Genomic DNA, 24,983 nt, shown 5'->3' with positions numbered 1-24,983 from the left:
CGACTAGGAGTCGACCGCAGTGCAGCCCTGCCATAAAACGTATCGCGTCAGAATCTAAAGCCCCCAACGCAGCAACAACAGCACCAGCACAACGAGGAACACCGTCTCCCCCACCATCAACAGGATCGGCTTGATGCCTACCGCTGCCAGCTCCTTGAGTTGGGTTTTCATGCCCAGGGCGCTGATGGAAACCACCAGGCACCAGCGCGACAGTTCATTGACCGAACCCTGCACTACCGGAGCCACCCAGCCGGTGCTGTTGATACAGGCCAGAATCAGAAACCCGACGGCGAACCAAGGCAGCAGCGGCGGTCGTTTGCCGGTCGGGTCGGCGCCCTGCATGCGGGTGATCATGGCGGCACAGACGATTACCGGCAGCAGCATGGCAACCCGCATCAGCTTGACCACCGTGGCCGTATCGCCGGTCTCGGTCGACATGCTGTAACCGGCACCGACGACCTGGGCGACATCGTGAATGGTCGCCCCCAGGAACACGCCCGCCACTTGTGGCGACAACGACAGCCAGTTGGCAATCATCGGGTACACGATCATCGCCAGGGTCGACAGCGCCGACACCCCGATCACCGTGAATAACGTCGCGCGTTCTTTCTGCGGATGGTTCGGCAATGCCGCCGCCAGCGCCAACGCGGCCGATGCACCACAAATCGCCGTGGCGCCACCGGTGAGCATGCCGAACAAACGCTGAAAGCCCAGCGCCTTGGCTGCGATCACTGAAACGCCGATGGTCACCACCACCAGAATCACCACCAGCGCCACAGGCTTCCAGCCCAGCGCAGCCATCTGTTCGAGGGTGATGCGCATGCCCAGCAGCGCCACACCAATGCGCAACACCGTACGCGCCGTGAACTCGATGCCAGCCTTGCAGGCACCGTCACCGGCCAGGAAGTTCACCGCCATGCCCAGCAACAAAGCGAACAGCATCACCGGCGCGCCGTAGTGTTCGGACAAAAAGGACGCAGCCGCTGCAACGATCAGACTGACGATAAAGCCCGGCGCCAGTTCGCGCGTTCGGCTGTGGATACGGGTGAGAGCGATGGCGCTCATGGCGCGGCCTCCTGGGGAACGATGACGATGAATGCCTGGCCGTCGATGATCTCGACCGGGTAGTTGGCGACTTTGACTGCGGTGGAATTGAGCAAGTAACCGCTGCGCAAATCGAAGCGCAGGCCATGGGCGCAGCACTGAATCACCCGCCCCTCAAGGCGCCCGCCACACAGCGAGGCGCCCTGGTGCGGGCAACTGTCGTCGATGGCGAACACGTCACCTTCGACGTTGAATAACGCCAGGCTTTTGTCATCGAATTCGAACAGTGCACGACCGCCCGCCTGCGGGAGTTTTCCGGCAGGCACGGGGATACGCCGGTTCATGCAGGTTGCCGCTCGTGATCACTTTCTTTTAGTGCCTGGCTCATGGCCCCGAGCAATGCCTGAGTAGGTTGTGCACCGATCACCGTCATGCGACGGTCGAACTGAAAGCTCGGCACCCCACTGGTCGCGCCGGGGAAGCCTTCGAACGGCGTGGCGTCGCCCTTCAGGCAATCGAGCACCACGTCCGTATCGACGCCGCAGGAGCGGGCAATGGCGAGCAAAGTCTCGCGGCACCCCAGGTTTTCGCGTTTGCGGAAATAAGCGCTGAACAGCCGTTCGAGCAACATTTCACGCTGAGCAGCATTGCCCAGTACGCTGACGCGTTCGAACAAACGGTGGGCGTCTGCGGTGTTGGGCATCGTCTCGATCTGGCTGAGATCGATGGTCAGTCCAACCGCCGCGGCAGCCTGCTGAACCTGGGCCTGGCGCATGGTCATGGCGTCGGCATTACCCAGACGTTTGCGGTAGAAATCGGCGAAGGGCTCACCCTGTACCGGCAACTGAGGCAGCAACTGCACGCCATGCCACACCGTGGTGATCTGCACATCCGGGTGGCGACTGCGAAACTGTACCTGTGCATGCTCCAGTTGACGCTTGCCGATCAGGCACCAGGGGCAGATGAAATCGAAGAACACATCAATACGTAAACGACTACTCACAACTTCACCTCTAACACGGATTCGCCCACCGGATCGTTGACCCGCTCGCCCTTAAGCCGGGCAATGTCCTTGTGGTAATGACACTTGGCATAAAAGAACACGGCCCCAGCCGCGATGCTGACCAGCGGCACTAATTGAAAAGCAGCTTGCAAGCCAATAAGGTCGGACACCCTGCCGGTGATGAACGGCCCAGGCGCCAGCCCCAGCATGTTGTTGGCCAGGGTCAGCGTGGCGAAGGCCGTGCCGTGGACCGAGTAATGGGTCAGGTTGGCAACCATCGCTCCGCAAGGGCCGGTCGTGCCGGCGGCAATCAACATACCCAGGCAGATCAGCGCCAATTGCACAGGCCCTGCCGGCAGGGCGAACGCCGCCGACAACAACAAGCAACTGCCCAGGCAAAAGGCGATGGCCAAAGTGACCTTGCGCTCCGGCGAATGGCGACACAGTCGATCACTGAGCATGCCGCACAGGATCATCCCCGCACCGCTGCACAGCACGATGATCGCCGCGACACCACCCGCCTTGTCCGTGGCCATGTCGTAATAACGATTGAGGTAACTGGGCATCCACACAATCACGGTGCCGCCGACGAACAGTTGCAAGCCACTGCCGATGTAGGCAGCGATCACCGAACGGCTGGAAAACAGCGTACGCAACGGACGCTTGACCGCTGCCGCCGCCTTGTTCGCCACCAGGGAGGCACGTTGCGGCGCAATGCGCGCTTCCTTGACGATGATCGGGTAAAGCACCGCCAGCAGCAGGCCGAACAGCGCCATGCCGGCAAACGACCAGCGCCAGCCAAGCTTGGCGGCGATTGCACCGCCCAGCGCCATCCCTAATACCGAACCGAACATGCCACCCGCCATGAAGGCACTGGCCAGCGTTGCGCGCAGGTGTTTGGGAAATACCGAAATCACCACCGCGATGCCGACGCTGCCGTACGCCGCTTCGCCGACGCCGACCATGAATCGTGCAATGAACATCTGCTGATAGTCCTGCGCCACTGCGCAGCCCAGTGTCGCCAGACTCCACAGCAAAGCCATCAACGCCAGGCTCTTGACCCGGCCAAAGCGATCCGCCAGCAATGACAGGGGAAACGTCAGCAGCCCCACCATCAGCGCGACAATGCCACTGAGCAAACCGAGCTGGCCGTCGCTCAGGGCCCATTCGCCCTTGAGCATCGGGAACACCGCGTTCAGCACCTGGCGTGACATGTAATCGGAAATCAACAGCCCGAACGTCAGTGCGAAGACGATCCAGGCATACGGTCGCGCAACACCGACAGCACAGTCGTCATCGTCTGCGGCGATTGGGTGAAAGGCCATGCAGCCTCCTCAAAGCTTTGTTTTATTGTTGTTATCAAGCGTGTTGCAGTGCAGCGAGCGGGAGGCCATTGACCACCCGCTTCGTCTGCCGATCAGCCGCGCTGCGGCACACCTTTCTGCCCAGCCTTGCGGTTGGGAGCCATGCCGTTAGCCAGTAGCGTTTCTTCGATGCTCTGGTACTGCACGCCGATGCGGTAGATCTCACGGGCTTCTTTACCGGTGGCGATTTCGCGACCCAGCTCATGGGCGATACGCACGGTCTGCTTGATCTGCGCAACTGAGCCGAAACGATCGCCCTTGTGATCAATGATAGTGTCTTCATTGCCCACACGCGGGTGCATACCCATGGCCATCGACATGGTGTTGAACGGCATGACGTTCTTGAGCAGCGACTCGGAGGTCAGGGTGCAACCGTCCGGCGCGCGGTGGATGAAGTTGAAGAAGTTGAACGGATTAGGGCCATCGAAACCGCCGCCAATGCCAATCCAGGTCAGGTTCAACGGGCCCTTGTAGACGCCCCTGCGCACCAGACGCTCAAGGGTTTCCATGGCGTGCATGCCGGTCAGCTGGAAGTGCGGCTGGATGCCGTTGTCCATCAGACGCTTGAGGTGCTCGGCGACCCAGGCCGGACCTGCCGGAACAGTCATTTCGCTGTAGGCGGCCTGATACAGGGGATTGGCCAGGGACGTGCCTTCCAGATATTCCGGATACAGCAGTTCCATGATGTTCATCTGGGTGGTGTTGATCGCCACCGTGACCTGATCCGGTTTAGGCGTCAGCTCGGCCAGCATGTGTCGCGTATCGTCCGACAGCCACTTGGCGGCTTCGCCATCGCTTTCCGGTGCGAAGGAAATCGAACCACCGACCTGGATGATCATGTCCGGCACAGCTTCACGCACGCCAGCGATCAATTCGTTGAATTTGGACAGGCGCTTGGAACCCTTGCCGTCCAGCTCGCGCACGTGCAAGTGCAAGACGGTGGCACCGGCTTCATAACATTCGACCGCTTTTTGCACCTGTTCGTCCATGGTCAGCGGGATGTCTTCGGGGAAGTCTTCCGGCATCCATTCCGGGCCGTAAGGGGCCACGGTGATGACCACCTTTTCCATGTTTTCCGGGTGCAGGGAATCGTCGAAGAATTGCATGAGTTACTCCTGTTTTTATGATTGTCGCGCCCACCCGGGATCGTGCCGGGCAGACGTGTTTACGAGTGCGAATGCAGTAGGGGGCGATCAGTAGGTCTTGTCGCCGATGATCCCGGCACGCTCCATCTTGCGATGGCACGGCGGGTAATCCATGACGGCGTAGTGCTGGGTGCTGCGGTTGTCCCAGATGGCGATGCTGTTGGGTTTCCAGCGCCAGCGCACCTGATACTCGGGGATGTAGGCCTGGCTGATCAGGTAGCGCAGCAACTCGCTCGCGCCAGGGTTGGCGTCCTGGCCAAAGCGCACGCGATCGGGGGTGTGGTAGTTGCTCAAGTGCGTCGTGAAGGCGTTGACGAACAGCACCTTCTCTCCGGTTTCCGGATGAGTGCGCACCACCGGGTGCTCGGCATCCGGGTACATCGCCTTGAGCGCCAGACGTTTTTCGATCGGCATGGCGGCGCCAAAGCTTGCTTCGATGCTGTGGCGGGCGCGCAGGTCGGCAATCTTGACCTTTACGTCCTCCGGCAAACGCGCATAAGCCTCGACCATGTTGGCCCACATGGTGTCGCCGCCCACCGGTGGGCACTCTACGCAGCGCAGTACGCAGCCCATCGGCGGCGCCTCGCGCCAGGTCGCGTCGGTGTGCCAGGCGTTTTCGTAGCGGTCCATTGGCTGGTCCGGGTTCTTGTAGATGCGCACCAGCCCGGGATGATCCGGATCGCTGCCGGCCACCGGATGATCTTCCAACTCACCGAAGCGGCGGGCGAAGGCCACGTGCTCGGCGCGAGTGATGTCCTGATCACGCAGGAACACCACCCGATGCTTGAGCAACTGAGCACGAATCTCGGCAAAAAGACCGTCGTCATGGACCGCGTCGGCGAGGTTGACGCCGATCAGTTCGGCGCCAATGCTGCAGGTCAATTGTTCGACTTTCATGGCAGACGACTCCCTTAAATGACGAAAATCGAAGAGCCCGTGGTTTTGCGTGATTCCAGGTCGCGATGGGCCTGCACGGCATCCTGCAAAGCATAGTGCTGGTTGATCTCGATCTTGATCCGTCCACTGCCAACATGGTCGAACAACTCGCCGGCCAGGGCGGCTTTTTCCGCCGGGTCGGCGATGTAATCGGCCAGGGCCGGACGGGTCATGAACAGCGAGCCTTTCATTGCCAGCAGTACCGGATCCAGGGCCGGGATCGGACCGGATGCCGTGCCGACGCACACCATCAGGCCACGACGCTTGAGCGAATCCAGCGAACCCATGAAGGTGTTCTTGCCGACGCTGTCGAACACCACGTTGACACCGACGCCGTCCGTCAACTCGCGCACGCGCTGGGCGACATCTTCATGGCTGTAATTGATGACATGGTCGCAGCCATGGGCACGGGCGATTTCGCCCTTGACCTCGGTGGACACGGTGCCAATGACGGTCAGGCCGAGCAGCTTGGCCCACTGCGAAACGATCAGGCCCACGCCACCGGCAGCGGCGTGCAGCAGGATGCTGTCGCCGGCCTTGAAATCGTAAATGCGCCGCATCAGGTACGACGACGTCAGGCCGCGCATGGTCATGGCGGCGGCGGTCTCGAAACTGATGGTTTCCGGCAGTTTGATCAACGGTGCGGCCGGGATCAGACGCTCGGTGCTGTAGGCCCCCAAGGTATTGAGAAAACCGGTATAGGTGACACGATCACCCACGCGGACATTGGTCACTCCCTCGCCGATGGCCTGGACCACACCGGAGGCTTCAACCCCCATGCCATTGGGCATCGGGATCGGGTAGGTGCCATTGCGAAAGTAGGTATCGGCATAGTTCAGGCCGACCGCCACATGACGAAGACGAACCTGGCCTGGACCGGGGTCGCCAACTTCGACCTCCTCATAACGAAGGACTTCGGGACCACCGGTTTCGTAGAAGCGTACGGCTTTGGCCATTTGTTCTTATTCTCCAATCTGCAAGATGGGCGTGCTGCGTCGAATTGCGCTGATTGGACTGTAGGACGCCGTCTGTGGAGTCGCTTCTCATCAGACGACAATGGCTTTTCATTTCATGACAACTGCGTGCGTGTACGAATTCCGGAAACGTAAAAGCACAGCAAGTGGGGGCTGATGCCGGGGTACATATCCGTTTCTGCGGTCACGGCGGCTATTGGTTTCGCTTTTACAGCGAGTCACTTGGAAAAGCCCCAAGTAACCAAGGGCTCTTGCCCCTGACGTTCGGTTCCTCGCCTAGGCTCGGCATACCCTCGCTCCGGTCCTGCTCCGTGGGCCCGCCGCCATCGGCCATCCATGGCCGGGGGCGGCTAACCCGGCATCCATGCCGGGTTGCCCACTGCGCAGAACCTCCACTCGGCCTCTCGATGGGGCGTGCACGGCAAAAGCAAAAGCGAGGCGGCCTACCGGCCGGCCTGTCTCTTCAAGCGTACGCATTCCCCCTGTGGGAGCGAGCCTGCTCGCGAAAAACGTGAACGATTACGCGTGCTGCCTGAATGAACGCGGCGTCCGGACGTTTTTCGCGAGCAGGCTTGCTCCCACAGGTACCGCGCCAGGCTCTGGCTTTTGATCTTGATTTTGATCTTGATCTGCTTGCCCCTTTCCCAGAGGCCGAACGCAGGCGTTGCGCAGGGGGCACCGCGGCAAGGATGCCGCGGTAGCCGCCCCCGGCCATGGATGGCCGATGGCGGCGGGCCCCCGGAGCAATGCCGGAGTGAGGGCATGCCGAGCCTAGGCGAGGCACCGAATGGAGGGGCAAAGCCTTTTGGTTCCTTTTTGGCGTTTGAAAAAGGGACTCGCTGTAAGAGCGAAACCGTAATCAGCCATCACCGCAGAAACGGATATGTACCCCACCCCTAAGTGAACAGCATTATGGCAAGTCGGCCGGCCTTTCTCGTTTCAGGGGATAGGCTCAATGGAGCTGACGTTGTCTCTGTAGCTCCATCTTCAGCCAGGTGCTCGTAGGCTGGACGCCTGTCGGGCAACGCACTTCATAGGCTTTGCCACTCATGCTGCTTTTAGTGGCAGCAAGATCGATGAAATCTTCTGCGCTGCTTACCAGGTTCTTGCCTTCAAGATAATTCAGCTTCTTTTCGAGATGTGCCCGAGCCTGGGCCCCAGGGTACTCACTGCCGTTGCGCACGAACTTACACTCACTGCGCTCCACAAAATCCAGCAAGCCCTTTATCTCCTGGTTCGCCTGTGGCGAAGTTTGAGCCTGTACACCGCCCGCCACTGCAAAAAGACCGATAGAAACAGCGATCAGCCATCGGCGGATAATGGGTCGAATCACCACTACTTTCAAAATCCACATGATACTTCCCTGTCCTGAAAACGAAGACTGTAGCGCGGCATCGCCCGAGCAGCCAGCGCTCGGCCAGCCTGCACGCACTCCCCTGCGCGATGTTCTTTTGTTCGAAAGGATCAACCTGAGGAAGAGAAAGGGGATCAATGAGCCCAATGCCTCTGTGCGCGAGCAGTTGGCCAAAGTCGCAGTTACTTATCCCTGTATCGGCATCAGACTCATTGATCATTGCCCAGCTCAATGTTGGGCGATATCCATCTAACCGAATGGAGATGCATTGGTGCGTCAACAGCGACCATGCACTATTTTTTTAACAAAACAACTTCTGCACGTCTAATCACCTTTTCCCCAGCCGTACAGGCTCTTTATAGGCTCAGGAAATATCCCCTTAGCAGCCAGTAACCACCATTCGTCGCATCGGAAACGCTGCGCGATTTTTTTGACAGCGCCTGGCTCAAGGTTTGCACAAGACGCTCGTAGCAGCCCCAGAACGACGTAATTCTGACGCGGCAGCACTTTAATTAACGCTTAGGACGCCAGCGATGCGCTTGGTCAGTCACCGGGAGATGTAACGTGTCAACTCTCAATGAAATCGCAGCGAACCACGCGAGAATGGCTAAGGCTCTTGTCGAAGAGTCGACCGGGCTGAGTGAGCGCCACACCCAGATTGTGGAAAGTTTCGAAGTGCCATCCACCGATGCGCAACACGTGCCTCTGCACCTTATCGCCGGCGTGCAGGACAAACACTTTGGTCAGGCAACAAGTTACTGACTCTAACCGCGCTTGATCCGGGCCGCCTGCCGGGCAGGCGGTGACGGTTAAATACCACTTCTTGGCCTAAACTCAACTGACTAGCCCGTTGGGGAGCTGCCGGAGTGGCATTCCCATGCTCGAAAATTTAGAGATGTCACGTGTCAAGCACTTCGCCGCAAACGTTGCCGGTCGAGATTTCGCGGTCGGTGACATTCATGGCCATTTCACTCGACTGCAGGACGCTCTGGATGCAGCCGGATTCAACCGCTTGGTAGATCGCCTGTTCAGTGTTGGCGATCTGATTGACCGTGGGCCCGAGTGTCACGATGCGCTCGATTGGCTGGACAAAGCATGGTTCCACCCGGTGCGAGGCAACCATGACGACTACGTGGTGTACTTCGATACCTGCGACGTCGACAGCTGGATCGACAATGGCGGCTCATGGTTCTTGGGCCTGTCGCCGCTCGAGAAGCAAGCATTCGCGGCGCAGTTCGCCAAGCTCCCTATCGCGATCGAAGTCGAAACGACCTACGGCCTGATCGGCATCGTGCACGCCGATTGTCCATTTCCATCATGGCAGCAACTGCGAAACGAACTGGAGTCGCCGGAAAGCAACAGGCGTCTGCAGGAGGTGCAGCGCTACTGCATGTGGTCACGAAGACGGATCGATCAGCAGGAGGCGCATGGCGTTGAAGGCCTGCGCGCACTGGTCGTAGGGCATACGCCGCTTTATATGCCCCTCAGCCTTGGCAATGTGATTCACATCGATACGGGTGGCTGGAGGCCGGACCGTGGTTATTTCACCCTGCTGGATCTCGAAACACTCGAAACCATCCCCGCAAGCTGACTCAACACAGTTCGGCCACTCAAAAAAAACCCGGCCTCATCAGCCGGGTTCTTTATTAGCTATTCAGGTGGCATCACTGCCACCGATCATCAACAGCACTTCGGCCCAGCCTTGCTTCCGTAACGAGCTTCCTGGCGTTCCCGGAAGAACACCTCATAACTCATCACCGGCTTGTCCGGGTGCTTGGTCTGCATGTGCTCGACGTAGGTATCGTAGTCGGGCATCCCGACCATCAGGCGCGCCGCCTGACCGAGGTATTTACCGAGGCGACTCAGGTCATTGAACATGCTGCAATCCTCGATCAAGCGTCCGGCAGAGCCTGGAATGGCGCTTCTTTATCCGTACGTTCTTTAGTGCCCCAGGCGGCGATACCGACCTTGAGCGCAAAGAACAGGATGCTGAAGACCACCAGCAAGAACAGCGCCGTCAGCGTTGCGTTGGTGTAGGCGTTGTAGATCACGTGCTGCATCTGATCGATGCTCTTCGCCGGGGCGAGGATCTGACCGTTGGCCAGCGCATCGCTGTACTTCTTGGCCAGGGCCAGGAAACCGATCGCCGGGTTGGCATCGAACAGCTTGATGAAGCCGGCAGTGGTGGTGCAGATCAGCAGCCACACGGCGGGCAACATGGTGACCCAGACGTAGCGCTGGCGTTTCATTTTGATCAGCACAACGGTCGCCAACATCAGCGCGATACCGGCCAGCATCTGGTTGGAGATACCGAACAGCGGCCACAAGGTGTTGATGCCACCCAGCGGATCGATCACGCCCTGGTACAACAAGTAACCCCACATCGCCACACACCCGGCGGTTGCGATCAGGTTGGCGGTCCAGGATTCGGTGCGTTTCAGCGCCGGCACGAAGGAACCCAGCAAGTCCTGCAGCATGAAACGGCCGGCACGGGTACCGGCGTCGACTGCCGTCAGAATGAACAGCGCCTCAAACAGGATCGCGAAGTGGTACCAGAATGCCATGGTGTTCTCACCCGGCAGAAGGTGGTGCAGGATCTGCGCGATACCGACCGCCAGGGTCGGTGCACCGCCGGCACGGGCCAGGATGGTGGTTTCACCGATGTCCTTGGCCACCGCTTGCAGCGCTTCCGGAGTAATCGCAAAGCCCCAGCTGCTGACGGTCTGAGCAACCGTAACAGCGTCAGAGCCGACAAGCGCCGCCGGGCTGTTCATGGCGAAGTACACGCCCGGTTCGATCACCGACGCAGCAACCATGGCCATGATGGCGACGAAGGATTCCATCAGCATGCCGCCATAACCGATGTAACGGGCATGGCCTTCGCTGGCCAACAACTTCGGCGTAGTGCCCGAAGCAATCAGCGCATGGAAACCGGAGACCGCACCACAGGCAATGGTGATGAACAGGAACGGAAACAGACCGCCCTTCCACACCGGCCCGGTGCCATCGATGAACTGGGTCAACGCCGGCATTTTCAGGTCGGGCATGGTGATCAGGATGCCGATCGCCAAGGCCACGATGGTGCCGATTTTGAGGAAGGTCGACAGGTAGTCACGTGGCGCCAGAATCAGCCACACCGGCAATACCGCAGCGACGAAACCGTAGCCGATCAGCATCCAGGTGATCTGAATCCCGGTAAAAGTAAAGGCCTTGGCCCAGACCGGATCAGCAGCAATCTGCCCGCCCAGCCAGATCGAACCGAGCAGCAACAGCACGCCGACCACGGAGATTTCACCGATGCGGCCCGGACGGATGTAGCGCATGTAAATGCCCATGAACATCGCGATCGGGATGGTCGCCATCACCGTGAAAATCCCCCATGGGCTTTCGGCCAGGGCTTTCACAACGATCAGCGCCAGCACCGCGAGGATGATGATCATGATCAGGAAGCAGCCAAACAGCGCGATGGTCCCGGGGATGCGGCCCATTTCCTCACGAACCATGTCGCCGAGGGAACGGCCGTTGCGGCGGGTGGACATGAACAGGACCATGAAGTCCTGAACGGCACCGGCCAGCACCACGCCGGCAATCAGCCACAGCGTACCGGGCAGATAGCCCATCTGCGCCGCCAGGACCGGACCGACCAGCGGTCCCGCGCCAGCGATGGCCGCGAAGTGGTGACCGAAGAGGACGTGTTTATTGGTCGGCACGTAGTCCAGACCGTCATTGTTAACGACAGCGGGCGTGGCACGATTGGGGTCGAGTTGCATCACTTTGGTAGCGATGAACAGGCTGTAGTAGCGGTATGCGACGAGATAAATAGCGACTGCTGCGACTACGATCCAGAGGGCATTGATCGCTTCGCCGCGGCGCAGGGCCACGACACTTAGCGCAAACGCTCCCAGAACAGCCACGGCAAACCAGGCGAGGTGTTTAGCCAGACGGGGCATAGCGTGTCTCCTGCCGACAGCCAGTGGACTGCGGCGGTAATTTTTATAATTGTGTCCGCTGTGCGGAGCTGGCCCAATATCCCCGCATGCCGTCTACAAATAAATCCGCGTTACTACGTACGTGGCTTCTACGTAGTTCTACGTAGATGACGGTGAAATTCTTGCAGGAGCGGCGGTGCAGCGATCCAACTTACTCGCGAATGCAATCTGTCATTCAACATAGATGTCGTCTGATATACCGCTATCGCGAGCAAGCTCGCTCCCACAGGGGAATGGTGTACGCCTGCGAGTAATTGGTCGGCTGTCAGGCCGCCTTCGCGAGCAAGCCCGCTCCCACAGGGGATCGGCGTACGCCTTTCGCTTCTCACCACTCAACAGGCCGAGCGTTAGCTCGCCTGCAGCTCTTGATCTTGATCCACCCGCCCCTTCGGGAGGCTGAGTGGAGGTGTTCATCTGGGGGGTAGGCGCGCAGCGCCGTTCGACGCAGTCGAACACATCGAGAGGAGGTCGAAGCGAAGCCGACCGGAGGCGATGCCCCCAGATGAATACCGGAACGAAGGAACGCCGGAACGAAGGAACGCCGAGCCTAAGCGAGGGGCCGGACGCTGGGGCGAGACCTTTTGGTTCCTTTTGGGGCGTTTGCCAAAAGGGACTCGCCGTAAGGGCGAAACCATTAGCCGCCGTTACCGCAGGAATGGATATGTACACCTGAAAGAGATTGGTCGGCTGTCAGGCCGCCATCGCGAGCAAGCTCAGCTCCCACAAGTCATTCCGTCCAGCATCGCTACTGGACGCGCGTATCTTTGGCATATGATGCCGGGCCTTCGCCTTCCCTCGGTCCGGACAGGAGCAGAGATGCAGCTCAAACACAAAATCGTCGCGCTCGGGATTCTGCCGTTGGTATTGGCCATCGCCGTCATCTGCGCGCTGGTGATATCCATGAACCGCCAACTGGGTGAACAACAGGCGCAACTGATCGAAGACAGCATCCTGGCCAGCAAACGCGCAGAACTTAAAAACTACGTCGAAATGGCACAAAGCCTGATCGAGCCACTGTACGACGACGGCCACGGTGACGAACACGCACAGCAACAAGTGCTGGAAGAACTGCGCAAACTCAGCTTTGGCATCAATGGCTACTTCTTCGTCTACGACCACGAAGGACGCAGCCTGATGCACGCGCGCCAGTCGGAGCTGGTGGGCAAATACCTGTGGGACATGAAAGACCCTCACGGTTTGCCCGTGATCCAGGCGTTGCTCAAAAGTGCGCAATCAGGCGAAGGCTTTCAGCGCTACGCCTGGAACAAACCCTCCTCCGGTCAAGTGACCGACAAGCTCGCCTATGTGGTGATGCTGGATCGTTGGGGCTGGATGCTCGGCACCGGCATCTACCTTGAAGACGTTGAACGCGCGACCCAGCAAGCGCGTGACGAAGTGGCCCAGGGCATTCGTAAAACCATGCTGGCGATTGCCGCAGTGGCCCTCGTGGCGGTGCTGTTTGTCTTCGCCAGCGGCATGACGCTCAACGTCAGCGAGCATCGTCTGGCCGACAAAAAACTGCAGCGCCTGACCCAGCGTATCGTCAGCTTGCAAGAGGAAGAGCGCTCACGGGTTTCCCGCGAACTGCACGACGGCATCAGCCAGCTACTGGTCTCGATCAAGTTTCAGTTCGAGCTGGCCAGCCACCTGCTCGAAAATGGGCAAGCACACGACAAGGGTTTGAGTACGCTGAGGGACGCTACGGAACGTCTGGGGGAAGCGATTGGCGAAGTTCGCAGCCTCTCCCACGACCTGCGTTCCTCGCTGCTCGACACCCTGGGCCTGCCGGCCGCAATCGGTCAACTCGCCGCAGAATTCGAGCAACGCAGCGGCCTGGTGGTGACTTTTAACGACAACGAATTCGACTGTCACCTGGTCGATGGGGCAGCGGTCTCGCTGTTTCGCATCGTGCAAGAAGGCCTGACTAATATTGAACGACACGCCCAGGCTAAAAACGTCTCCATTACCCTGCACGGGTCCGAAGATTCCATACGGTTGACGGTGGTCGATGACGGTATCGGTTTCAACGTCGCCCAGGTCGAACGTCGTCATGCGGGCATTGGCCTGCGTAACATCCGCGAGCGTGTCGAGCATTTTGGTGGACGATTCGACCTGATCTCGATGCCGGGAAGAAGCGAGCTGGACGTTTGGCTGCCAATGAAAATGCCCGGTACAACACGCTGACTCGCCCCCAGACAATAAGAGTGAATAGCCGCGATGAATCTGCCCTACCCGATCCGCGTCGCCCTGGTCGACGATCACGCCCTGGTCCGCGACGGGATCAAAGCGCTGCTGGCGGTCATGGCCCCCCTGGAAGTGGTGGGCGAAGCCGAGAGTGGCGCGGATGCCATTGAAATGGTCGGACGCTGCCAGCCGGACCTGTTGCTGGTCGACATCAGCCTGCGGGACATGAACGGGCTCGAGCTGACCCGGGTGTTGCGCAGCCAGTACCCGTCGCTCAAGGTGCTGGTGCTCAGCATGTACGACAATAATGAATACGTGAGTGAGTCCGTGCGCGCGGGGGCCAGCGGCTATGTACTGAAGAACTCACCGTCGCGGGAAATCATCGCGGCGATCGAAGCCATCGCCAGTGGCGGCACGTTCTACAGCGCCGAGATCGCCCAGCGGCTCATCGCCGATAAAAACACCGACAACGAGCTGACACCGCGCGAGAACCAGGTGTTGTACAAGATGGCTCAAGGGCTGAACAACAAGGAGATGGCCCGCGAACTGGACATCAGCGTTCGCACGGTAGAAACCCATCGACTGAGCATCCGTCGCAAACTCAACATCGACAAACCGGCGGCCCTGGTCAAATACGCGATCGATCACGGGATCATTTCGCGGTAGCGGATATACATTTGTCGCGAATTTCAGGCAAAAAAAATCCCAGGCAGCTGATGGACGCCTGGGACTCAAAATGCATAAACCGTGGTGGTGAACGCGGGGCGAATATTACTGAACATTTCTGCCTGTAACAAGATATTTTGATTCACCATCCAGTTACTAAAGCTTCTAACTCATTCAATATCCACACATTTTTTATGGGAGAGTAGCGACAAGGACTGATTTAGAGGTACCAGCGATACTCCCGCGCACTGATGTCCTGCAGGAATGCCAAATGGTCCTGGCGCTTGTTTTCGCAGTAGACATCGACAAACTCTGCCCCCAAACCCTCGCGCAGCTGCACGTTGTTTTGCATCGAACGCACGGCCTCCAGCATCTCCAGCGGGAAGTCGATTCCGCTGCCACGATCTTCGTTGAGGGATGCAATCGGTTCACGCCCCACTTCCAGCCCTTGCTCAAGCCCGACCAGAATCGCCGCCAATACCAGATATGGATTGGCATCCGCGCCCGCTAGGCGATGTTCGATGCGCAGATTCTTCGCGTCCGACTCCGGCACCCGCAGGCAGGCGTCACGATCTTCAAAGCCCCAACTGGCGCGCGTCGCGACATTCACCGTACCGCTCAAGCGCCGCATTGCGTTGTGATTCGGTGCAAAGATCGGCATGCAATGCGGCAACACTTCAAGGCAACCGGCCACCGCATGGCGCAGCGCCTGCTGATTGTTAGCCGCCAACAGGTTGGTGCCCGCCTCGTCGTAAAGGCTCACATGCACATGCATGCCGCTACCGGGATGCTGCAAGTAGGGTTTTGCCATGAAGCTGGCGCGGTGGTTGTGCTTGAGGGCCACCCCTCGTGTGCTGCGGCAGAACAGGGCTGCCCAGTCGGCCGCCCGCAGGCCGTCGTCAAGGTGACCGAAATTGATCTCAAACTGGCCCGGACCCAGCTCCGCAGTGATCACCGTGGCATCGATGCCTTGCGCCCGCGCTGTCTCGACCATGTCATCGAGTACCGGTGAAAATCTCGACAGCCGTTCGATGTGCATATTCGGCTGATCATCGGCATCGTCCGTCAGCTGATCGCGAGGGAACTGTGGCAAGCCGTCACGCAGTTGGCGATCGAACAAATAGAACTCCAGCTCGAACGCGACCACGGGGAAAATCCCTTTTCGGCCGAGGCGCTCGAGCACCTGCGCCAACACTTCACGCGGCTCGAAAACAATAGGCTTTTCAGTACCGCTTGAGGTAATCAGCATCTGCCCCAGCGGTTGTTTTTCCCAACTCACGGGCTTGAGCGTGCCGGGCACCAGGCGGCGTGGAGCATCCGGGTCGCCGTCGTTGAAACAGTAGTCGCCGATTTTGAACAGACCGCCCTGCGTACCCAGCAACACACAGTTTTGCGGCAGCTTGAGCGCGCTGCCGGCGGCGACCTTCTCGAGCATTTCTATCGGGTAGCGTTTGCCGTAAAAATGCCCGGGAATATCCAGGGAAATCAGGTCAACGTAACGCACCTGCGGGAAGCGCTGGCGAAACGCGCGAACCTCGGCAACCAGATCAGAGCAGACAGCATCCATCGTTAGTGTTCCTTGTTGTTTTTATCAGGTGTAAACCCAAAGTACCCGGGCGAGCTGATCCGAGAGGTTGCCGTAGCGACAATGCGTATGACTGGCCAGTTGAAAACTGTCGCCGGTGCGCAATGTCACCGGTTTATCGTCATCCAGCCACAGCGTCAGCTCACCCTCGAGGACATAGCCACCCTGCTCCGAGCTGTCGTTCATGTGCCGGTCACCACTGCTGGCGCCGGGTTCCAGTTGGCTTTCAAGCATTGAGAAGGACGCCCTCATCTTCGGAGAGACGAGGATGTCGGTGATCCCGTCGGCGTAATACAGCGTGCGTCGCTCATCTGGACGGGTCACCCAAGGCAATGCCATGGGCTTGGGCAAGCTGTAGAAGTAGGTGGTCGGCACGCCGAGTGTTTCGCTGATGGCGGTCAAGTCCGCCACCGTGGGACGTGACAACCCCCGCTCGACTTGCGAGAGAAACCCGACCGAACGACCGATTTTGTCCGCCAGCTCTTTGAGCGTGTATTTTTTGTGTTTGCGCAGGTCCTGGATCAGGATCGCCAGCGCCGAGATTTCTTCTTGCATGTCCATCTGAAGGCTTCCAGAAATTGATGTTTCAAAGGCTGTCGCGCAGCCGATACCAGGCCTTGCCGATGGCTTCCAGTGGGGCGGCCAAATACTTTCCACCGGGAAAACTGCCGTTGGTCAAACCCTGGTACAACGCCAGCTCATCCGGCTGGCCAAGGATCGCGTCGGACACGGCGCGCGCCCCGGCCAATGTCGGCAGCACGCCATGCCCTGAGTAACCCTGTAACCAGTAGAGTTCGCCACGTCGACCGATGTCAGGTGTGCGCTTGAGGGTCAGATCGATGTGTCCTCCCCAGGCAAAGTCCAGTTCGACGCCCCTGAGCTGGGGAAACACGCGCTCCAGATAGGGCCGTGTCGCAGCGGCGATGTCCTTCGGCATGCCGCCCAGGTAAGTGCAACCACCGCCGAACAGCAGGCGGTTGTCCGGCGTACGGCGGAAATAATCGAGGACAAACTGGTTGTCGGTGACGCACACATTGCTCGGTAGCAGCGCGGTCGCCTGTTGCACCGAAAGTGGCGCGGTGGCCACCTGATAAGTACCAACCGGTAACACACAACTCGACAGCTTCGGATCAAGCCGATCAAGGTAGGCGTTGCACGCCAGCACCAGCACATCGGCGCGAATCCGACCGCGTTCAGTGGTGACCACGTAACGATCGCCGTCTTCGCGATAACTCAATGCCTTGCTCTGTTCATGAATACGTCCACCGGCCTGTTCAATCGCGGCGGCCAGGCCGAGCGCCAGTTTCAGCGGATTCAAATGCCCGCCTTCAGGATCGAACAGGCCTGCCTGGTAACGCTCACTGGCGACCCAATCAGGCAACGCCTCGCGCGAAATGAACTGCAAACCATCGTGGCCCCACTTGTGGCTGGCCTCGTGTTGCCATTCTGTCAGCAGACTCACCCGACGCGGCATCACCGACGTCCAGAGGTGGCCGGGCCGATAGTCACAATCGAAACCATGGCGGCCAGGCAAGTCTCGCAACTCCCGGGCAGCCCAACGCATGCTGTCCCATAACCGGCGCGCACGCTCATAACCCAGCGCCGCCTCCAACGGCGGCATGTCACACGACCAGCCGAGAATGGCCTGACCGCCATTGCGCCCCGAGGCAGCCCAGGCCACCCGACTGGCTTCCAGCAACGTCACACGCTTACCGGCCAGGGCCAGATGCAACGCCGTATGCAACCCACTGAAGCCGGCCCCGATGATCAACACCTCGGTGTCCTGCTCGCCTTCAAGGACAGCTCGATCCACCAAGCGATCCGCGCAGGTGTGGGCGTAATAGCTGGCAACGTGCTGGGTAGATTGCTGGAACATACGGCCTCATGAAATTTTATATTTATAATTTCATGAAAAAGTACACGTTAAATTTCACGACGACAACCGCTCAAGGCACAAAAAAAATCCCGCCCAGGAAAACCCGGGCGGGATCGATGTGCAGACGACCGAGATGATCGCGTTCGGCCGGTCCCGATCATCCAGATGACCGATCTCACCGACTGAACCTTACAGACAATCACGCACTGCCTGACGCAACGCCCCGGATTTCGCCCAGGGCGGCCCCTGATAAAGCGATACGTGACTGCCATCCTTCGATTTCACGATATCTACAATCTCGTCGGCCGTGATGATGCTCGGCGCGGTGACTCTGTAGCCATTGGAAATCGCCGATTGGGTCGTGTTGGGTATCTCCCGCTGCCACGCCGGCAGCACGCACGCGGCATAGTCTTTCGGCGCCTTGTCGCTGTGCTTGCTGACATTGGGTTCACCTGGCACCAGGGACGCGGGCAACGAACAGCCCGCCAGCAACGCCAACCCTACGCCCCCAATCAATTTGCGCATAACGCGTCCTTATCCCGAAAAAAGGGGAATGTAGCGTGTCGCTGCCCCGACATCCATCCGTCGCACTGAACTCAGCAAGGGGCGTTTTGATCGCCGGGATTGGGATACGACCTCTCGTTCAGATAAGTCATCCATCGTTCGTACGCTTCATGCTGCCATTGAGTGACCCGCTCCCATTCCGGGCCGCTCAACTGATGTGCAGAAATCAGTTTCATCATTTCCGTGGTGGCCGCGTCCAGATCAACGATCAGCTCATGGGCATGAAATCTAAAGTCATCAGTCGCCGTCATTTGAAGTTGCCTCGCCCTAGCAAAAATTCACTACCTCACTACGACATCAAATCTGCGGGTTCGCGTTCATTTTCCCGACAAAAGGTTGCGTCAACGGTCAGACGAACAAAACGCCCTGGCCCGGGAAATGGGACTAAAATTTCGTAGCGGAGATTGGCAGGAGGTCATCATGTGGCTTAACGAATCTGAAAATGAACTTCGGCGTGACCTGCAAGGTCTTGCGTCGGATTTGAGATGGTCAGCCGTAGAACTTTTACGCATCGCAGAGCAACTGCGCCTGGCTGGCAATGACGTGGATGCGCAAGCGACCCTGAAGCTGTGCGAGTTGTTTCAGGGAGATGAAGAACGACTGAAGGGGTATGCCGAGGAAGTGAAAGCCAAGATCATCACTCGAACGAAAGCTCAATAGCAGGAGCACTGCCATGCACAAGCCTCTATGCGCGCTGGTCGTTGTACTGGCCGCGTCGGGTGGCTGCAGCACCGAATCGCGTGTCTATAGGGATCAGCCGCTGGTCGCAAAGGTCGAGACCGGCATGACCAAGGATCAAGTCCAGCAGATTGGCGGCCAGCCCTTATCCATAACGGATCGCACCGTTGAGCCTGGCACTTGCTTTGATTACAAGCTGAAGCAGGCCGGCCATCAGCAAACGTACAACGTCAGTTTCGATGGCAGGGGCAAGGTCGATCATAAAAGCTTCATGACCTGCGCGGAATGGAGCAACACGCAGCAAAAAGCCCGAGAGCCTTCCCGCAGTACCGGTGGTGGCGGTTATTAGCCAGGGACCTTGGCGCCCAACAAAGAAAAGCCCCGGCGAACCGGGGCTGCAAGCGCGTTATTTATCTGATTTCTGGCTGCGTGCAGGCCGACTTGCCCTGGCCTTGTAGCCGGGAAGCGCAGCCGCAAAGGCCAGTGCTTCCTCTCTACTGCCAAAGGCTCCAAGCCGGTCACCTTTGGTGCACACCCGCCACGGGCCGTTGTTCACGCTGAGTACGTCATAACCATTCATGTGCATTTTGGTCAGCATCGGAACGCTCATAGTCACCTCCATTTCGGCAGTGATGATCCTGAATTCACTTGAATACCTTACACCCGACCTTCCATGAAGTGCCAACCAGACGTCGCGCCAGGATTTCGGCACCCGGTTGCACTTTCAGCCTCGTCTATCACTCCAACCATTGAGACAGACATCTCGGCGCGAATATTGCATTTTTATGACTGTTTTATGACAAACAGCAATCAGGTAACACATGAAAGTACGCGCGACCGTCATTTGCGAGCAGGACCGGCACATTCTCCTGGTGCGCAAGCCAAGGAGTCGCTGGATGCTGCCCGGCGGAAAGGTTGAGCGAGGTGAAGCCATTGCCGACGCCGCCACGCGAGAGCTTGAGGAAGAGACTGGGCTTGGGGTCGACGGGTTGCTGTACCTGATGGAGTTGCAATCGGGCAGCACCCGACACCATGTGTACGAGGCCTCGGTGGCGAACGCAGATGAGGCCCGCCCGCAAAACGAAATTTTCGATTGCATCTGGTATCCGCTGGATGCGGTCCAGAACCTGAACACAAGCGACGCGACGCTCAGAATCATCAAAGCGTTTCAGCGTCGCCTGTAAGGTTCTCTATCCTGCGGCCAACACCGTCGCGGCCTTATCGATGAACGCAGCAATTTCGACCGGCATCGAAGCCAGGGACGCATGGCTGGCGTTCAGGGTCAGGATCTCCCTGGCGTTCAGCCGCCCCGCCATCCATTGCTGATTTTGCGGTGCGATCATCCTGTCATCCGCAGAAACCTGATACCACGACGGCTTCTTCTTCCACGCCACCGTGGTAATGGTGTCGCCGAAGGTGGTAGCCAGCGGCGCTTTCTGGGTGATGCCCATCACCAACCCTTCGGTCGCGGGCAGGTCCTGGCAGAAGCTTTCGTGATAGAGCTCAGGCTTGACCCACAAATAACCGTCGCTGTCGGGAGCCAGGTTGGCCGCCGCAGCGGGTGGATGCCGTTGCGTGATGCCGCCGGGACTTTCACCGGCGTCTGGCGCAAAGGCGGCGATGTACACCAGCCCCACCACGTTCGGCTGATCGCCGGCCTCGGTGATCACCGCGCCGCCATAGGAATGCCCCACTAACAACACGGGTCCTGACACTTGGGCGACCATCTTGCGCGTGCGCTCTGCATCGTCTGCCAATGAAGTCAGCGGCATCTCCACCGCGCGGATGTCCGTAATGCCCTTGTGAATTAACTCGGCGATGACCTTGCTCCAATGGGCAGCGCCGCCCCAAAAACCATGGACCAGCACGATCGTGGGTTTGTCACTCATTACGATGACTCCGATTGAGGATGGGGTTGTTGGCAAGTCGCGTCAGCCCTGGTCGCCGCCACCCACCGGCATGATCATGCCGGTGATATAAGACGCTTCGTCGCTGGCCAGAAACAGGATAGCGCTTGCCTGCTCATCCAGCGTGCCATAGCGTTTCATCAAACTGCTGTCGAGCGTCTGGTCGACAATCTGCTGATACCAGACCTTCTCTTGCTCGCTCTGATCGGCGCTGTTGCGTGGAATGACCCGCGGCGGCGCTTCGGTACCACCGGGCGCGGTGGCATTGACCCGAATCCCGCGACCGGCGGTTTCGAAGGCCAGGCACGCGGTCAGCGCGTTGACCCCACCCTTCGCCGCACCGTACGGCACACGATTGACACTGCGCGTGGCGATGGACGAAACGTTGACGATGGCGCCGCTGCCCTGCTCAAGCATGAACGGCAGCACGGCATGACAGCACCACAGCGTCGGGAACAGCGAACGGCGCACTTCGGCCTCGATCTGCGACGTTTCGTAATGCTCAAAAGGCTTGGTCCAGATCGTCCCGCCGACATTATTGACCAGTACATCCAGACGCCCGAAACGCTCGACGGCAGTTTGCATGACGCGGCTGCACTCGCTGTATTGCTCAAGATCGGCGGTCAGCGCGAGCACCTGGCTGCCCTGCCCCAATTGCTGCTGAACTTCGAACACCAGCTCGGAGCGATCGACCAGAATCAACCGCGCCCCTTCCGCCGCCATGCGCTCGGCAACGCGCCGACCGATGCCTTGGGCTGCGCCGGTGATCAGCGCGACTTTTTCGTGGAACCTGTTCATGTCTCTCTCCCACAACAGCGCGGCTCAGGCCGCGCTCGCGGCAAATTTCTCGTAGTAAAAGTTTGTCGGCGCGATGCCTTTTTCGCGGATGAACTGGCTGACCGCTTCGACCATCGGCGGCGGGCCGCACAGGTAGACATCGACGTCACCTTCGTTCAAATGCTGCGGCTCGATGTGCTGGGTCACGTAGCCCTTGAGCGGGTGCTGACTGTCCGGGTTGGCGACGCAGGCACTGAAGCTGAAGTTCGGGATTCGCGCGGCAAAGGCTTCGAGTCGATCCATTTCCACCAGATCGAAATCGTTGGTCACGCCGTAGATCAAATGCAGCGGATGTTCACTGCCCTGCTCGGCGATTTTTTCCAGCATTGCCGTGAACGGTGCCAGCCCCGTACCGCCGGCCAGCAGCAACAACGGACGGCGAATGTCGCGCAGGTAGAAACTGCCCAACGGCCCGGCCAGGCTCATGCTGTCACCGGCTTTGGCCATGCCGGTGAGGAAGCTGCTCATCAAGCCGCCGGGCACGTTGCGGATCAGGAAACTGACTTCGCCATCGCGCTGCAACGAGCTGAACGAATAGGCGCGGGTCTGCTCGCTGCCGGGAATCCCCAGGTTCACGTATTGCCCCGGCAGGAACGCCAGTTTGCTCAGGGCTTCGCCCTTGATCGACAGCGCGATGGTGCTGTCGGACAACTGGCGCACGGCACTGATGGTCGCGTCGTAACTGGCCTGACGGGTACGGCACACCTCGGATGAGGTCGGCACGCGCACCACGCAATCGCTCTGGGCGCGCATCTGGCAGGTCAAGACAAAACCTTGCTCGGCCTCTTCCGCGCTGAGCGCATCTTCGATGTACTCCTCGCCCAAATCATAACGGCCGGCCTCGGCGAAGCATTTGCAGGTACCGCAAGCGCCGTCGCGGCAATCCAGTGGAATATTGATGCCTTGGCGATACGCGGCATCGGCCACGGTTTCGCCGACATTGGCGTCGATGAATCGGGTGACGCCGTCTTCGAAATTGAATGCGATGGAATGAGTCATGACCGCTGCCTCACAGGTGGTAGACATCGATGACCTGGCGAACGTAATCGTTCTTCAGGATCACTTTCTTGGCCTTGATCAGCGGGTTTTCACCGCGCACATCGAGGGTGTAGAAACTGCTGCCGAAATAGCTGTCGACGGTCTTGTAGCGAAAGCTCAGGGTGTGCCAGTTGAAGCGCACGTTGCACAAGCCATCGGCCTGTTCAAGCAGCTCGATGTTGCTGATGTTGTGCGAGGTGCGGGTGTCCGGCATGGTGGCGCTGGAACGCTCGGTCTTGATGCGGAAGACGCGGTCTTCCAGGCCGGTGCGGTTGCCGTACCAGATCAGCGAGATTTCCCGTTGCGGGTCTTCGGTCAACTCGTCGTTGTCGTCCCAGGATGGCATCCAGTACGTCGCGTCCGGGGCGTACAACTCCAGCCACTCGTCCCACTGCCGGTCGTCGAGGTAGCGCGCTTCGCGGTAGAGAAAATCACGCACGGCGTCATAGGTGATGGTCATTGCACGGCCTCCACAGGAATCAGTTCGGACTGCTCGGCGGCCAAGGCCTTGAGCATGGTCTGCTGCCAATACTTGTGTTGCAGCACGAACAGGCCTTCGTCTTCGGTGCGCACTCCGCTGAGCAGCGGATGCAGGTCTATGTCCTTGGCCGCCTCATCAGCGCCTTCGATCCAGTGTTCAGCGCCACGGGACATGTCGTTCCACGTCGTGACGCTGCCCTGATAACTGGCCTGGCAGGAACGAAACTCTTCCAAATCATCCGGGGTAGCCATGCCGCTGACGTTGAAGAAGTCTTCGTACTGACGAATCCGGCTCGAACGGGCGTGGTCGCTTTCGCCTTTGGGGGCGATGCAGTAAATGGTGATTTCCGTGCGGTTGACCGAGATCGGCCTGGCGATACGGATCTGCGAACTGAACTGGTCCATCAAGTACACGTTCGGGTACAGGCACAGGTTGCGCGAGTTCTCGATCATCCAGTCGGCGCGGGCCTTGCCGAAGTCCTGGGCCAATTCATCACGACGCTCGTACAGCGGGCGATCTTCAGGGTTGGCCCAACGGGTCCAGAGCAGCATATGGCCCTTGTCGAAGGAGTAGAAACCACCGCCCTGCTTAGCCCAACTGCCGGCACTCATGGTCGGGTTGCAATCGCCGGCCTCGCGCTGCTTGCGCTGGTTCTGGGTGGCGGCGTAGTTCCAGTGCACGGAGCTGACGTGATAACCGTCGGCGCCGTTTTCGGCGGTGAGCTTCCAGTTGCCTTCGTAGATGTAGCTGGAGGAACCGCGCAGCACTTCCAGGCCATCGGCGGACTGGTCGACGATCATGTCGATGATCTTCGCCGACTCGCCCAGGTGTTCAACCAGTGGGACTACGTCGGCCTTGAGGCTGCCAAACAGGAAACCGCGATATGACTCGAAACGCGCGACTTTAGTCAGGTCGTGGGAGCCTTCGCAGTTGAAGCTCGCCGGGTAGCCCGCTTCGGCCGGATCCTTGACCTTCAGCAGCTTGCCGGAATTGTTGAAGGTCCAGCCGTGGAATGGGCAAGTGTACGAGCTCTTGTTGCCGGACTTGTGCCGGCACAGCATCGCGCCGCGATGGCTGCAGGCGTTGAGGAACGCATTGAGCTCACCGTCCTTGTTGCGCGCGATGAAGATCGACTGGCGCCCCATGGTGGTGGTGTAGAAGTCGTTTTTGTTGGGGATCTGGCTTTCGTGGGCCAGGTACAGCCAGTTGCCTTCGAAGATGTGCTGCATCTCGAGATCGAACAGCCGCGGGTCGGTGAACATCTCGCGCTTGCAGCGGTAGATGCCTTGTTCTGGATCGTCCTCAAGCAGGGATTGAAGATATTCGGGTCGCAGGGTCATGGCCGCCGCCTCCATTGT

At 59.2% G+C, this 24,983-nt stretch carries 28 protein-coding genes; 7 read left to right on the top strand and 21 right to left on the bottom strand.

Going from position 1 to position 24,983, the window contains the following annotated elements; genetic code table 11:
* Positions 1–54 precede the first annotated feature (54 nt).
* The 8 genes from IB252_RS07405 to IB252_RS07370 all read right to left on the bottom strand — a co-directional run bounded on the left by IB252_RS07405 (position 55) and on the right by IB252_RS07370 (position 7,820).
* Positions 55–1,065: a YeiH family protein gene (locus IB252_RS07405; RefSeq protein ID WP_192407849.1), complete on the bottom strand. Its 1,011-nt coding sequence runs from the start codon at positions 1,063–1,065 to the stop codon at positions 55–57.
* Positions 1,062–1,388 carry a Rieske (2Fe-2S) protein gene (locus tag IB252_RS07400; protein WP_111449893.1) on the bottom strand — a complete coding sequence of 109 codons (327 nt, stop codon included), beginning with the start codon at positions 1,386–1,388 and terminating at the stop codon, positions 1,062–1,064. The genes IB252_RS07405 and IB252_RS07400 overlap by 4 nt, the downstream gene beginning before the upstream one ends.
* Positions 1,385–2,047, bottom strand: a complete 663-nt coding sequence (locus tag IB252_RS07395; RefSeq protein ID WP_192407848.1) for a DsbA family protein — start codon at positions 2,045–2,047, stop codon at positions 1,385–1,387. Before IB252_RS07395 ends, IB252_RS07400 begins: the two co-directional genes overlap by 4 nt.
* Positions 2,044–3,372 carry an MFS transporter gene (locus IB252_RS07390; protein WP_192407847.1) on the bottom strand — a complete coding sequence of 443 codons (1,329 nt, stop codon included), beginning with the start codon at positions 3,370–3,372 and terminating at the stop codon, positions 2,044–2,046. Before IB252_RS07390 ends, IB252_RS07395 begins: the two co-directional genes overlap by 4 nt.
* Positions 3,373–3,464: 92 nt before the next feature.
* Complete coding sequence (locus IB252_RS07385) at positions 3,465–4,517, bottom strand: 3-keto-5-aminohexanoate cleavage protein (RefSeq protein ID WP_008155072.1); 1,053 nt, start codon at positions 4,515–4,517, stop codon at positions 3,465–3,467.
* An 87-nt stretch (positions 4,518–4,604) separates the two neighbouring features.
* The gene (locus IB252_RS07380) at positions 4,605–5,453 is read right to left on the bottom strand and encodes a TauD/TfdA dioxygenase family protein (RefSeq protein WP_192407845.1); all 849 of its coding nucleotides are present in this window, start codon (positions 5,451–5,453) and stop codon (positions 4,605–4,607) included.
* Between the two features lie 14 nt (positions 5,454–5,467).
* The gene (locus IB252_RS07375; protein ID WP_192407843.1) at positions 5,468–6,448 is read right to left on the bottom strand and encodes a quinone oxidoreductase family protein; all 981 of its coding nucleotides are present in this window, start codon (positions 6,446–6,448) and stop codon (positions 5,468–5,470) included.
* 970 nt (positions 6,449–7,418) lie between these two features.
* The gene (locus tag IB252_RS07370) at positions 7,419–7,820 is read right to left on the bottom strand and encodes a DUF5329 domain-containing protein (RefSeq protein ID WP_192407841.1); all 402 of its coding nucleotides are present in this window, start codon (positions 7,818–7,820) and stop codon (positions 7,419–7,421) included.
* A 564-nt stretch (positions 7,821–8,384) separates the two neighbouring features.
* On the opposite strand from IB252_RS07370, the gene IB252_RS07365 reads away from it, so the two are divergent.
* Both IB252_RS07365 and IB252_RS07360 read left to right on the top strand, forming a co-directional pair.
* Complete coding sequence (locus IB252_RS07365; RefSeq protein WP_192407839.1) at positions 8,385–8,582, top strand: hypothetical protein; 198 nt, start codon at positions 8,385–8,387, stop codon at positions 8,580–8,582.
* A gap of 115 nt (positions 8,583–8,697) precedes the next feature.
* Positions 8,698–9,411 (top strand): metallophosphoesterase, encoded by a 714-nt coding sequence (locus IB252_RS07360; protein WP_192407837.1) that lies wholly within the window; start codon positions 8,698–8,700, stop codon positions 9,409–9,411.
* A gap of 89 nt (positions 9,412–9,500) precedes the next feature.
* Here the strand turns inward: IB252_RS07360 and IB252_RS07355 are convergent, their stop codons facing one another.
* Together IB252_RS07355 and IB252_RS07350 are read right to left on the bottom strand one after the other, a co-directional pair.
* Positions 9,501–9,698 carry a YbdD/YjiX family protein gene (locus IB252_RS07355; protein ID WP_007900300.1) on the bottom strand — a complete coding sequence of 66 codons (198 nt, stop codon included), beginning with the start codon at positions 9,696–9,698 and terminating at the stop codon, positions 9,501–9,503.
* A gap of 14 nt (positions 9,699–9,712) precedes the next feature.
* Entirely contained in the window at positions 9,713–11,770 is a 2,058-nt protein-coding gene (locus tag IB252_RS07350) for a carbon starvation CstA family protein (protein WP_024164521.1), read from the bottom strand.
* An 855-nt stretch (positions 11,771–12,625) separates the two neighbouring features.
* On the opposite strand from IB252_RS07350, the gene IB252_RS07345 reads away from it, so the two are divergent.
* Both IB252_RS07345 and IB252_RS07340 read left to right on the top strand, forming a co-directional pair.
* The gene (locus IB252_RS07345; RefSeq protein WP_111452180.1) at positions 12,626–13,993 is read left to right on the top strand and encodes a cache domain-containing protein; all 1,368 of its coding nucleotides are present in this window, start codon (positions 12,626–12,628) and stop codon (positions 13,991–13,993) included.
* Positions 13,994–14,026: 33 nt separating this feature from the next.
* Complete coding sequence (locus tag IB252_RS07340) at positions 14,027–14,659, top strand: response regulator (RefSeq protein WP_046049788.1); 633 nt, start codon at positions 14,027–14,029, stop codon at positions 14,657–14,659.
* A 220-nt stretch (positions 14,660–14,879) separates the two neighbouring features.
* Here IB252_RS07340 and IB252_RS07335 read toward each other — a convergent pair whose 3' ends face one another.
* From IB252_RS07335 to IB252_RS07315, 5 genes are all read right to left on the bottom strand, one after another.
* Positions 14,880–16,226 (bottom strand): glutamine synthetase family protein, encoded by a 1,347-nt coding sequence (locus IB252_RS07335; RefSeq protein WP_192407835.1) that lies wholly within the window; start codon positions 16,224–16,226, stop codon positions 14,880–14,882.
* 24 nt (positions 16,227–16,250) lie between these two features.
* On the bottom strand, positions 16,251–16,805 hold the full coding sequence (locus tag IB252_RS07330; protein ID WP_008154577.1) for a helix-turn-helix domain-containing protein: 555 nt from the start codon (positions 16,803–16,805) through the stop codon (positions 16,251–16,253).
* A gap of 25 nt (positions 16,806–16,830) precedes the next feature.
* Positions 16,831–18,120 (bottom strand): NAD(P)/FAD-dependent oxidoreductase, encoded by a 1,290-nt coding sequence (locus IB252_RS07325; RefSeq protein ID WP_192407834.1) that lies wholly within the window; start codon positions 18,118–18,120, stop codon positions 16,831–16,833.
* Between the two features lie 189 nt (positions 18,121–18,309).
* Positions 18,310–18,645 (bottom strand): hypothetical protein, encoded by a 336-nt coding sequence (locus IB252_RS07320; protein WP_192407833.1) that lies wholly within the window; start codon positions 18,643–18,645, stop codon positions 18,310–18,312.
* Positions 18,646–18,716: 71 nt separating this feature from the next.
* Complete coding sequence (locus tag IB252_RS07315) at positions 18,717–18,935, bottom strand: hypothetical protein (RefSeq protein WP_008154569.1); 219 nt, start codon at positions 18,933–18,935, stop codon at positions 18,717–18,719.
* 169 nt (positions 18,936–19,104) lie between these two features.
* Between IB252_RS07315 and IB252_RS07310 the strand changes: the two genes are divergently transcribed.
* Both IB252_RS07310 and osmE read left to right on the top strand, forming a co-directional pair.
* Positions 19,105–19,344, top strand: a complete 240-nt coding sequence (locus tag IB252_RS07310; protein WP_033057722.1) for a hypothetical protein — start codon at positions 19,105–19,107, stop codon at positions 19,342–19,344.
* A gap of 13 nt (positions 19,345–19,357) precedes the next feature.
* On the top strand, positions 19,358–19,711 hold the full coding sequence (gene osmE, locus IB252_RS07305; RefSeq protein WP_192407832.1) for an osmotically-inducible lipoprotein OsmE: 354 nt from the start codon (positions 19,358–19,360) through the stop codon (positions 19,709–19,711).
* Between the two features lie 57 nt (positions 19,712–19,768).
* On the opposite strand, the gene IB252_RS07300 is transcribed toward osmE, so the two are convergent.
* Positions 19,769–19,972 (bottom strand): DUF2188 domain-containing protein, encoded by a 204-nt coding sequence (locus tag IB252_RS07300; protein WP_111452175.1) that lies wholly within the window; start codon positions 19,970–19,972, stop codon positions 19,769–19,771.
* 211 nt (positions 19,973–20,183) lie between these two features.
* Between IB252_RS07300 and IB252_RS07295 the strand changes: the two genes are divergently transcribed.
* Complete coding sequence (locus IB252_RS07295; RefSeq protein ID WP_111452174.1) at positions 20,184–20,546, top strand: NUDIX hydrolase; 363 nt, start codon at positions 20,184–20,186, stop codon at positions 20,544–20,546.
* 6 nt (positions 20,547–20,552) lie between these two features.
* On the opposite strand, the gene IB252_RS07290 is transcribed toward IB252_RS07295, so the two are convergent.
* From IB252_RS07290 to benA, 5 genes are read right to left on the bottom strand one after another with little or no spacing between them, the layout of a single operon-like run.
* A complete protein-coding gene (locus tag IB252_RS07290; RefSeq protein WP_192407831.1) occupies positions 20,553–21,251 on the bottom strand; it encodes an alpha/beta hydrolase in 699 nt (232 codons plus the stop codon).
* Positions 21,252–21,293: 42 nt separating this feature from the next.
* Positions 21,294–22,067 (bottom strand): 1,6-dihydroxycyclohexa-2,4-diene-1-carboxylate dehydrogenase, encoded by a 774-nt coding sequence (locus IB252_RS07285; RefSeq protein ID WP_192407830.1) that lies wholly within the window; start codon positions 22,065–22,067, stop codon positions 21,294–21,296.
* 24 nt (positions 22,068–22,091) lie between these two features.
* Positions 22,092–23,105, bottom strand: coding sequence for a benzoate 1,2-dioxygenase electron transfer component BenC (benC, locus tag IB252_RS07280; protein ID WP_033057713.1), 1,014 nt, complete (start codon positions 23,103–23,105; stop codon positions 22,092–22,094).
* Between the two features lie 10 nt (positions 23,106–23,115).
* Positions 23,116–23,604 (bottom strand): benzoate 1,2-dioxygenase small subunit, encoded by a 489-nt coding sequence (benB, locus tag IB252_RS07275; protein WP_111452172.1) that lies wholly within the window; start codon positions 23,602–23,604, stop codon positions 23,116–23,118.
* The gene (gene benA, locus IB252_RS07270) at positions 23,601–24,965 is read right to left on the bottom strand and encodes a benzoate 1,2-dioxygenase large subunit (protein ID WP_192407828.1); all 1,365 of its coding nucleotides are present in this window, start codon (positions 24,963–24,965) and stop codon (positions 23,601–23,603) included. The genes benB and benA overlap by 4 nt, the downstream gene beginning before the upstream one ends.
* Positions 24,966–24,983: the final 18 nt, after the last annotated feature.

It is taken from the genome of Pseudomonas sp. PDM10 (assembly GCF_014852295.1).
In the GTDB taxonomy this organism is placed as follows: domain Bacteria; phylum Pseudomonadota; class Gammaproteobacteria; order Pseudomonadales; family Pseudomonadaceae; genus Aquipseudomonas.
Note: the sequence above shows the minus strand (reverse complement) of the source record. Positions and strands in the feature narration are given on the sequence as shown.

Excerpts from the sequence above, each read along its gene's own strand:
- IB252_RS07405 (WP_192407849.1), bottom strand. The coding sequence starts at position 1,065 with ATGAGCGCCATCGCTCTCACCCGTATCCACAGCCGAACGCGCGAACTG.
- IB252_RS07400 (WP_111449893.1), bottom strand. The coding sequence starts at position 1,388 with ATGAACCGGCGTATCCCCGTGCCTGCCGGAAAACTCCCGCAGGCGGGC.
- IB252_RS07390 (WP_192407847.1), bottom strand. The coding sequence starts at position 3,372 with ATGGCCTTTCACCCAATCGCCGCAGACGATGACGACTGTGCTGTCGGT.
- IB252_RS07385 (WP_008155072.1), bottom strand. The coding sequence starts at position 4,517 with ATGCAATTCTTCGACGATTCCCTGCACCCGGAAAACATGGAAAAGGTG.
- IB252_RS07380 (WP_192407845.1), bottom strand. The coding sequence starts at position 5,453 with ATGAAAGTCGAACAATTGACCTGCAGCATTGGCGCCGAACTGATCGGC.
- IB252_RS07375 (WP_192407843.1), bottom strand. The coding sequence starts at position 6,448 with ATGGCCAAAGCCGTACGCTTCTACGAAACCGGTGGTCCCGAAGTCCTT.
- IB252_RS07370 (WP_192407841.1), bottom strand. The coding sequence starts at position 7,820 with ATGTGGATTTTGAAAGTAGTGGTGATTCGACCCATTATCCGCCGATGG.
- IB252_RS07360 (WP_192407837.1), top strand. The coding sequence starts at position 8,698 with ATGCTCGAAAATTTAGAGATGTCACGTGTCAAGCACTTCGCCGCAAAC.
- IB252_RS07355 (WP_007900300.1), bottom strand. The coding sequence starts at position 9,698 with ATGTTCAATGACCTGAGTCGCCTCGGTAAATACCTCGGTCAGGCGGCG.
- IB252_RS07350 (WP_024164521.1), bottom strand. The coding sequence starts at position 11,770 with ATGCCCCGTCTGGCTAAACACCTCGCCTGGTTTGCCGTGGCTGTTCTG.
- IB252_RS07345 (WP_111452180.1), top strand. The coding sequence starts at position 12,626 with ATGCAGCTCAAACACAAAATCGTCGCGCTCGGGATTCTGCCGTTGGTA.
- IB252_RS07340 (WP_046049788.1), top strand. The coding sequence starts at position 14,027 with ATGAATCTGCCCTACCCGATCCGCGTCGCCCTGGTCGACGATCACGCC.
- IB252_RS07335 (WP_192407835.1), bottom strand. The coding sequence starts at position 16,226 with ATGGATGCTGTCTGCTCTGATCTGGTTGCCGAGGTTCGCGCGTTTCGC.
- IB252_RS07330 (WP_008154577.1), bottom strand. The coding sequence starts at position 16,805 with ATGGACATGCAAGAAGAAATCTCGGCGCTGGCGATCCTGATCCAGGAC.
- IB252_RS07325 (WP_192407834.1), bottom strand. The coding sequence starts at position 18,120 with ATGTTCCAGCAATCTACCCAGCACGTTGCCAGCTATTACGCCCACACC.
- IB252_RS07320 (WP_192407833.1), bottom strand. The coding sequence starts at position 18,645 with ATGCGCAAATTGATTGGGGGCGTAGGGTTGGCGTTGCTGGCGGGCTGT.
- IB252_RS07315 (WP_008154569.1), bottom strand. The coding sequence starts at position 18,935 with ATGACGGCGACTGATGACTTTAGATTTCATGCCCATGAGCTGATCGTT.
- IB252_RS07310 (WP_033057722.1), top strand. The coding sequence starts at position 19,105 with ATGTGGCTTAACGAATCTGAAAATGAACTTCGGCGTGACCTGCAAGGT.
- osmE (WP_192407832.1), top strand. The coding sequence starts at position 19,358 with ATGCACAAGCCTCTATGCGCGCTGGTCGTTGTACTGGCCGCGTCGGGT.
- IB252_RS07300 (WP_111452175.1), bottom strand. The coding sequence starts at position 19,972 with ATGAGCGTTCCGATGCTGACCAAAATGCACATGAATGGTTATGACGTA.
- IB252_RS07295 (WP_111452174.1), top strand. The coding sequence starts at position 20,184 with ATGAAAGTACGCGCGACCGTCATTTGCGAGCAGGACCGGCACATTCTC.
- IB252_RS07290 (WP_192407831.1), bottom strand. The coding sequence starts at position 21,251 with ATGAGTGACAAACCCACGATCGTGCTGGTCCATGGTTTTTGGGGCGGC.
- IB252_RS07285 (WP_192407830.1), bottom strand. The coding sequence starts at position 22,067 with ATGAACAGGTTCCACGAAAAAGTCGCGCTGATCACCGGCGCAGCCCAA.
- benC (WP_033057713.1), bottom strand. The coding sequence starts at position 23,105 with ATGACTCATTCCATCGCATTCAATTTCGAAGACGGCGTCACCCGATTC.
- benB (WP_111452172.1), bottom strand. The coding sequence starts at position 23,604 with ATGACCATCACCTATGACGCCGTGCGTGATTTTCTCTACCGCGAAGCG.
- benA (WP_192407828.1), bottom strand. The coding sequence starts at position 24,965 with ATGACCCTGCGACCCGAATATCTTCAATCCCTGCTTGAGGACGATCCA.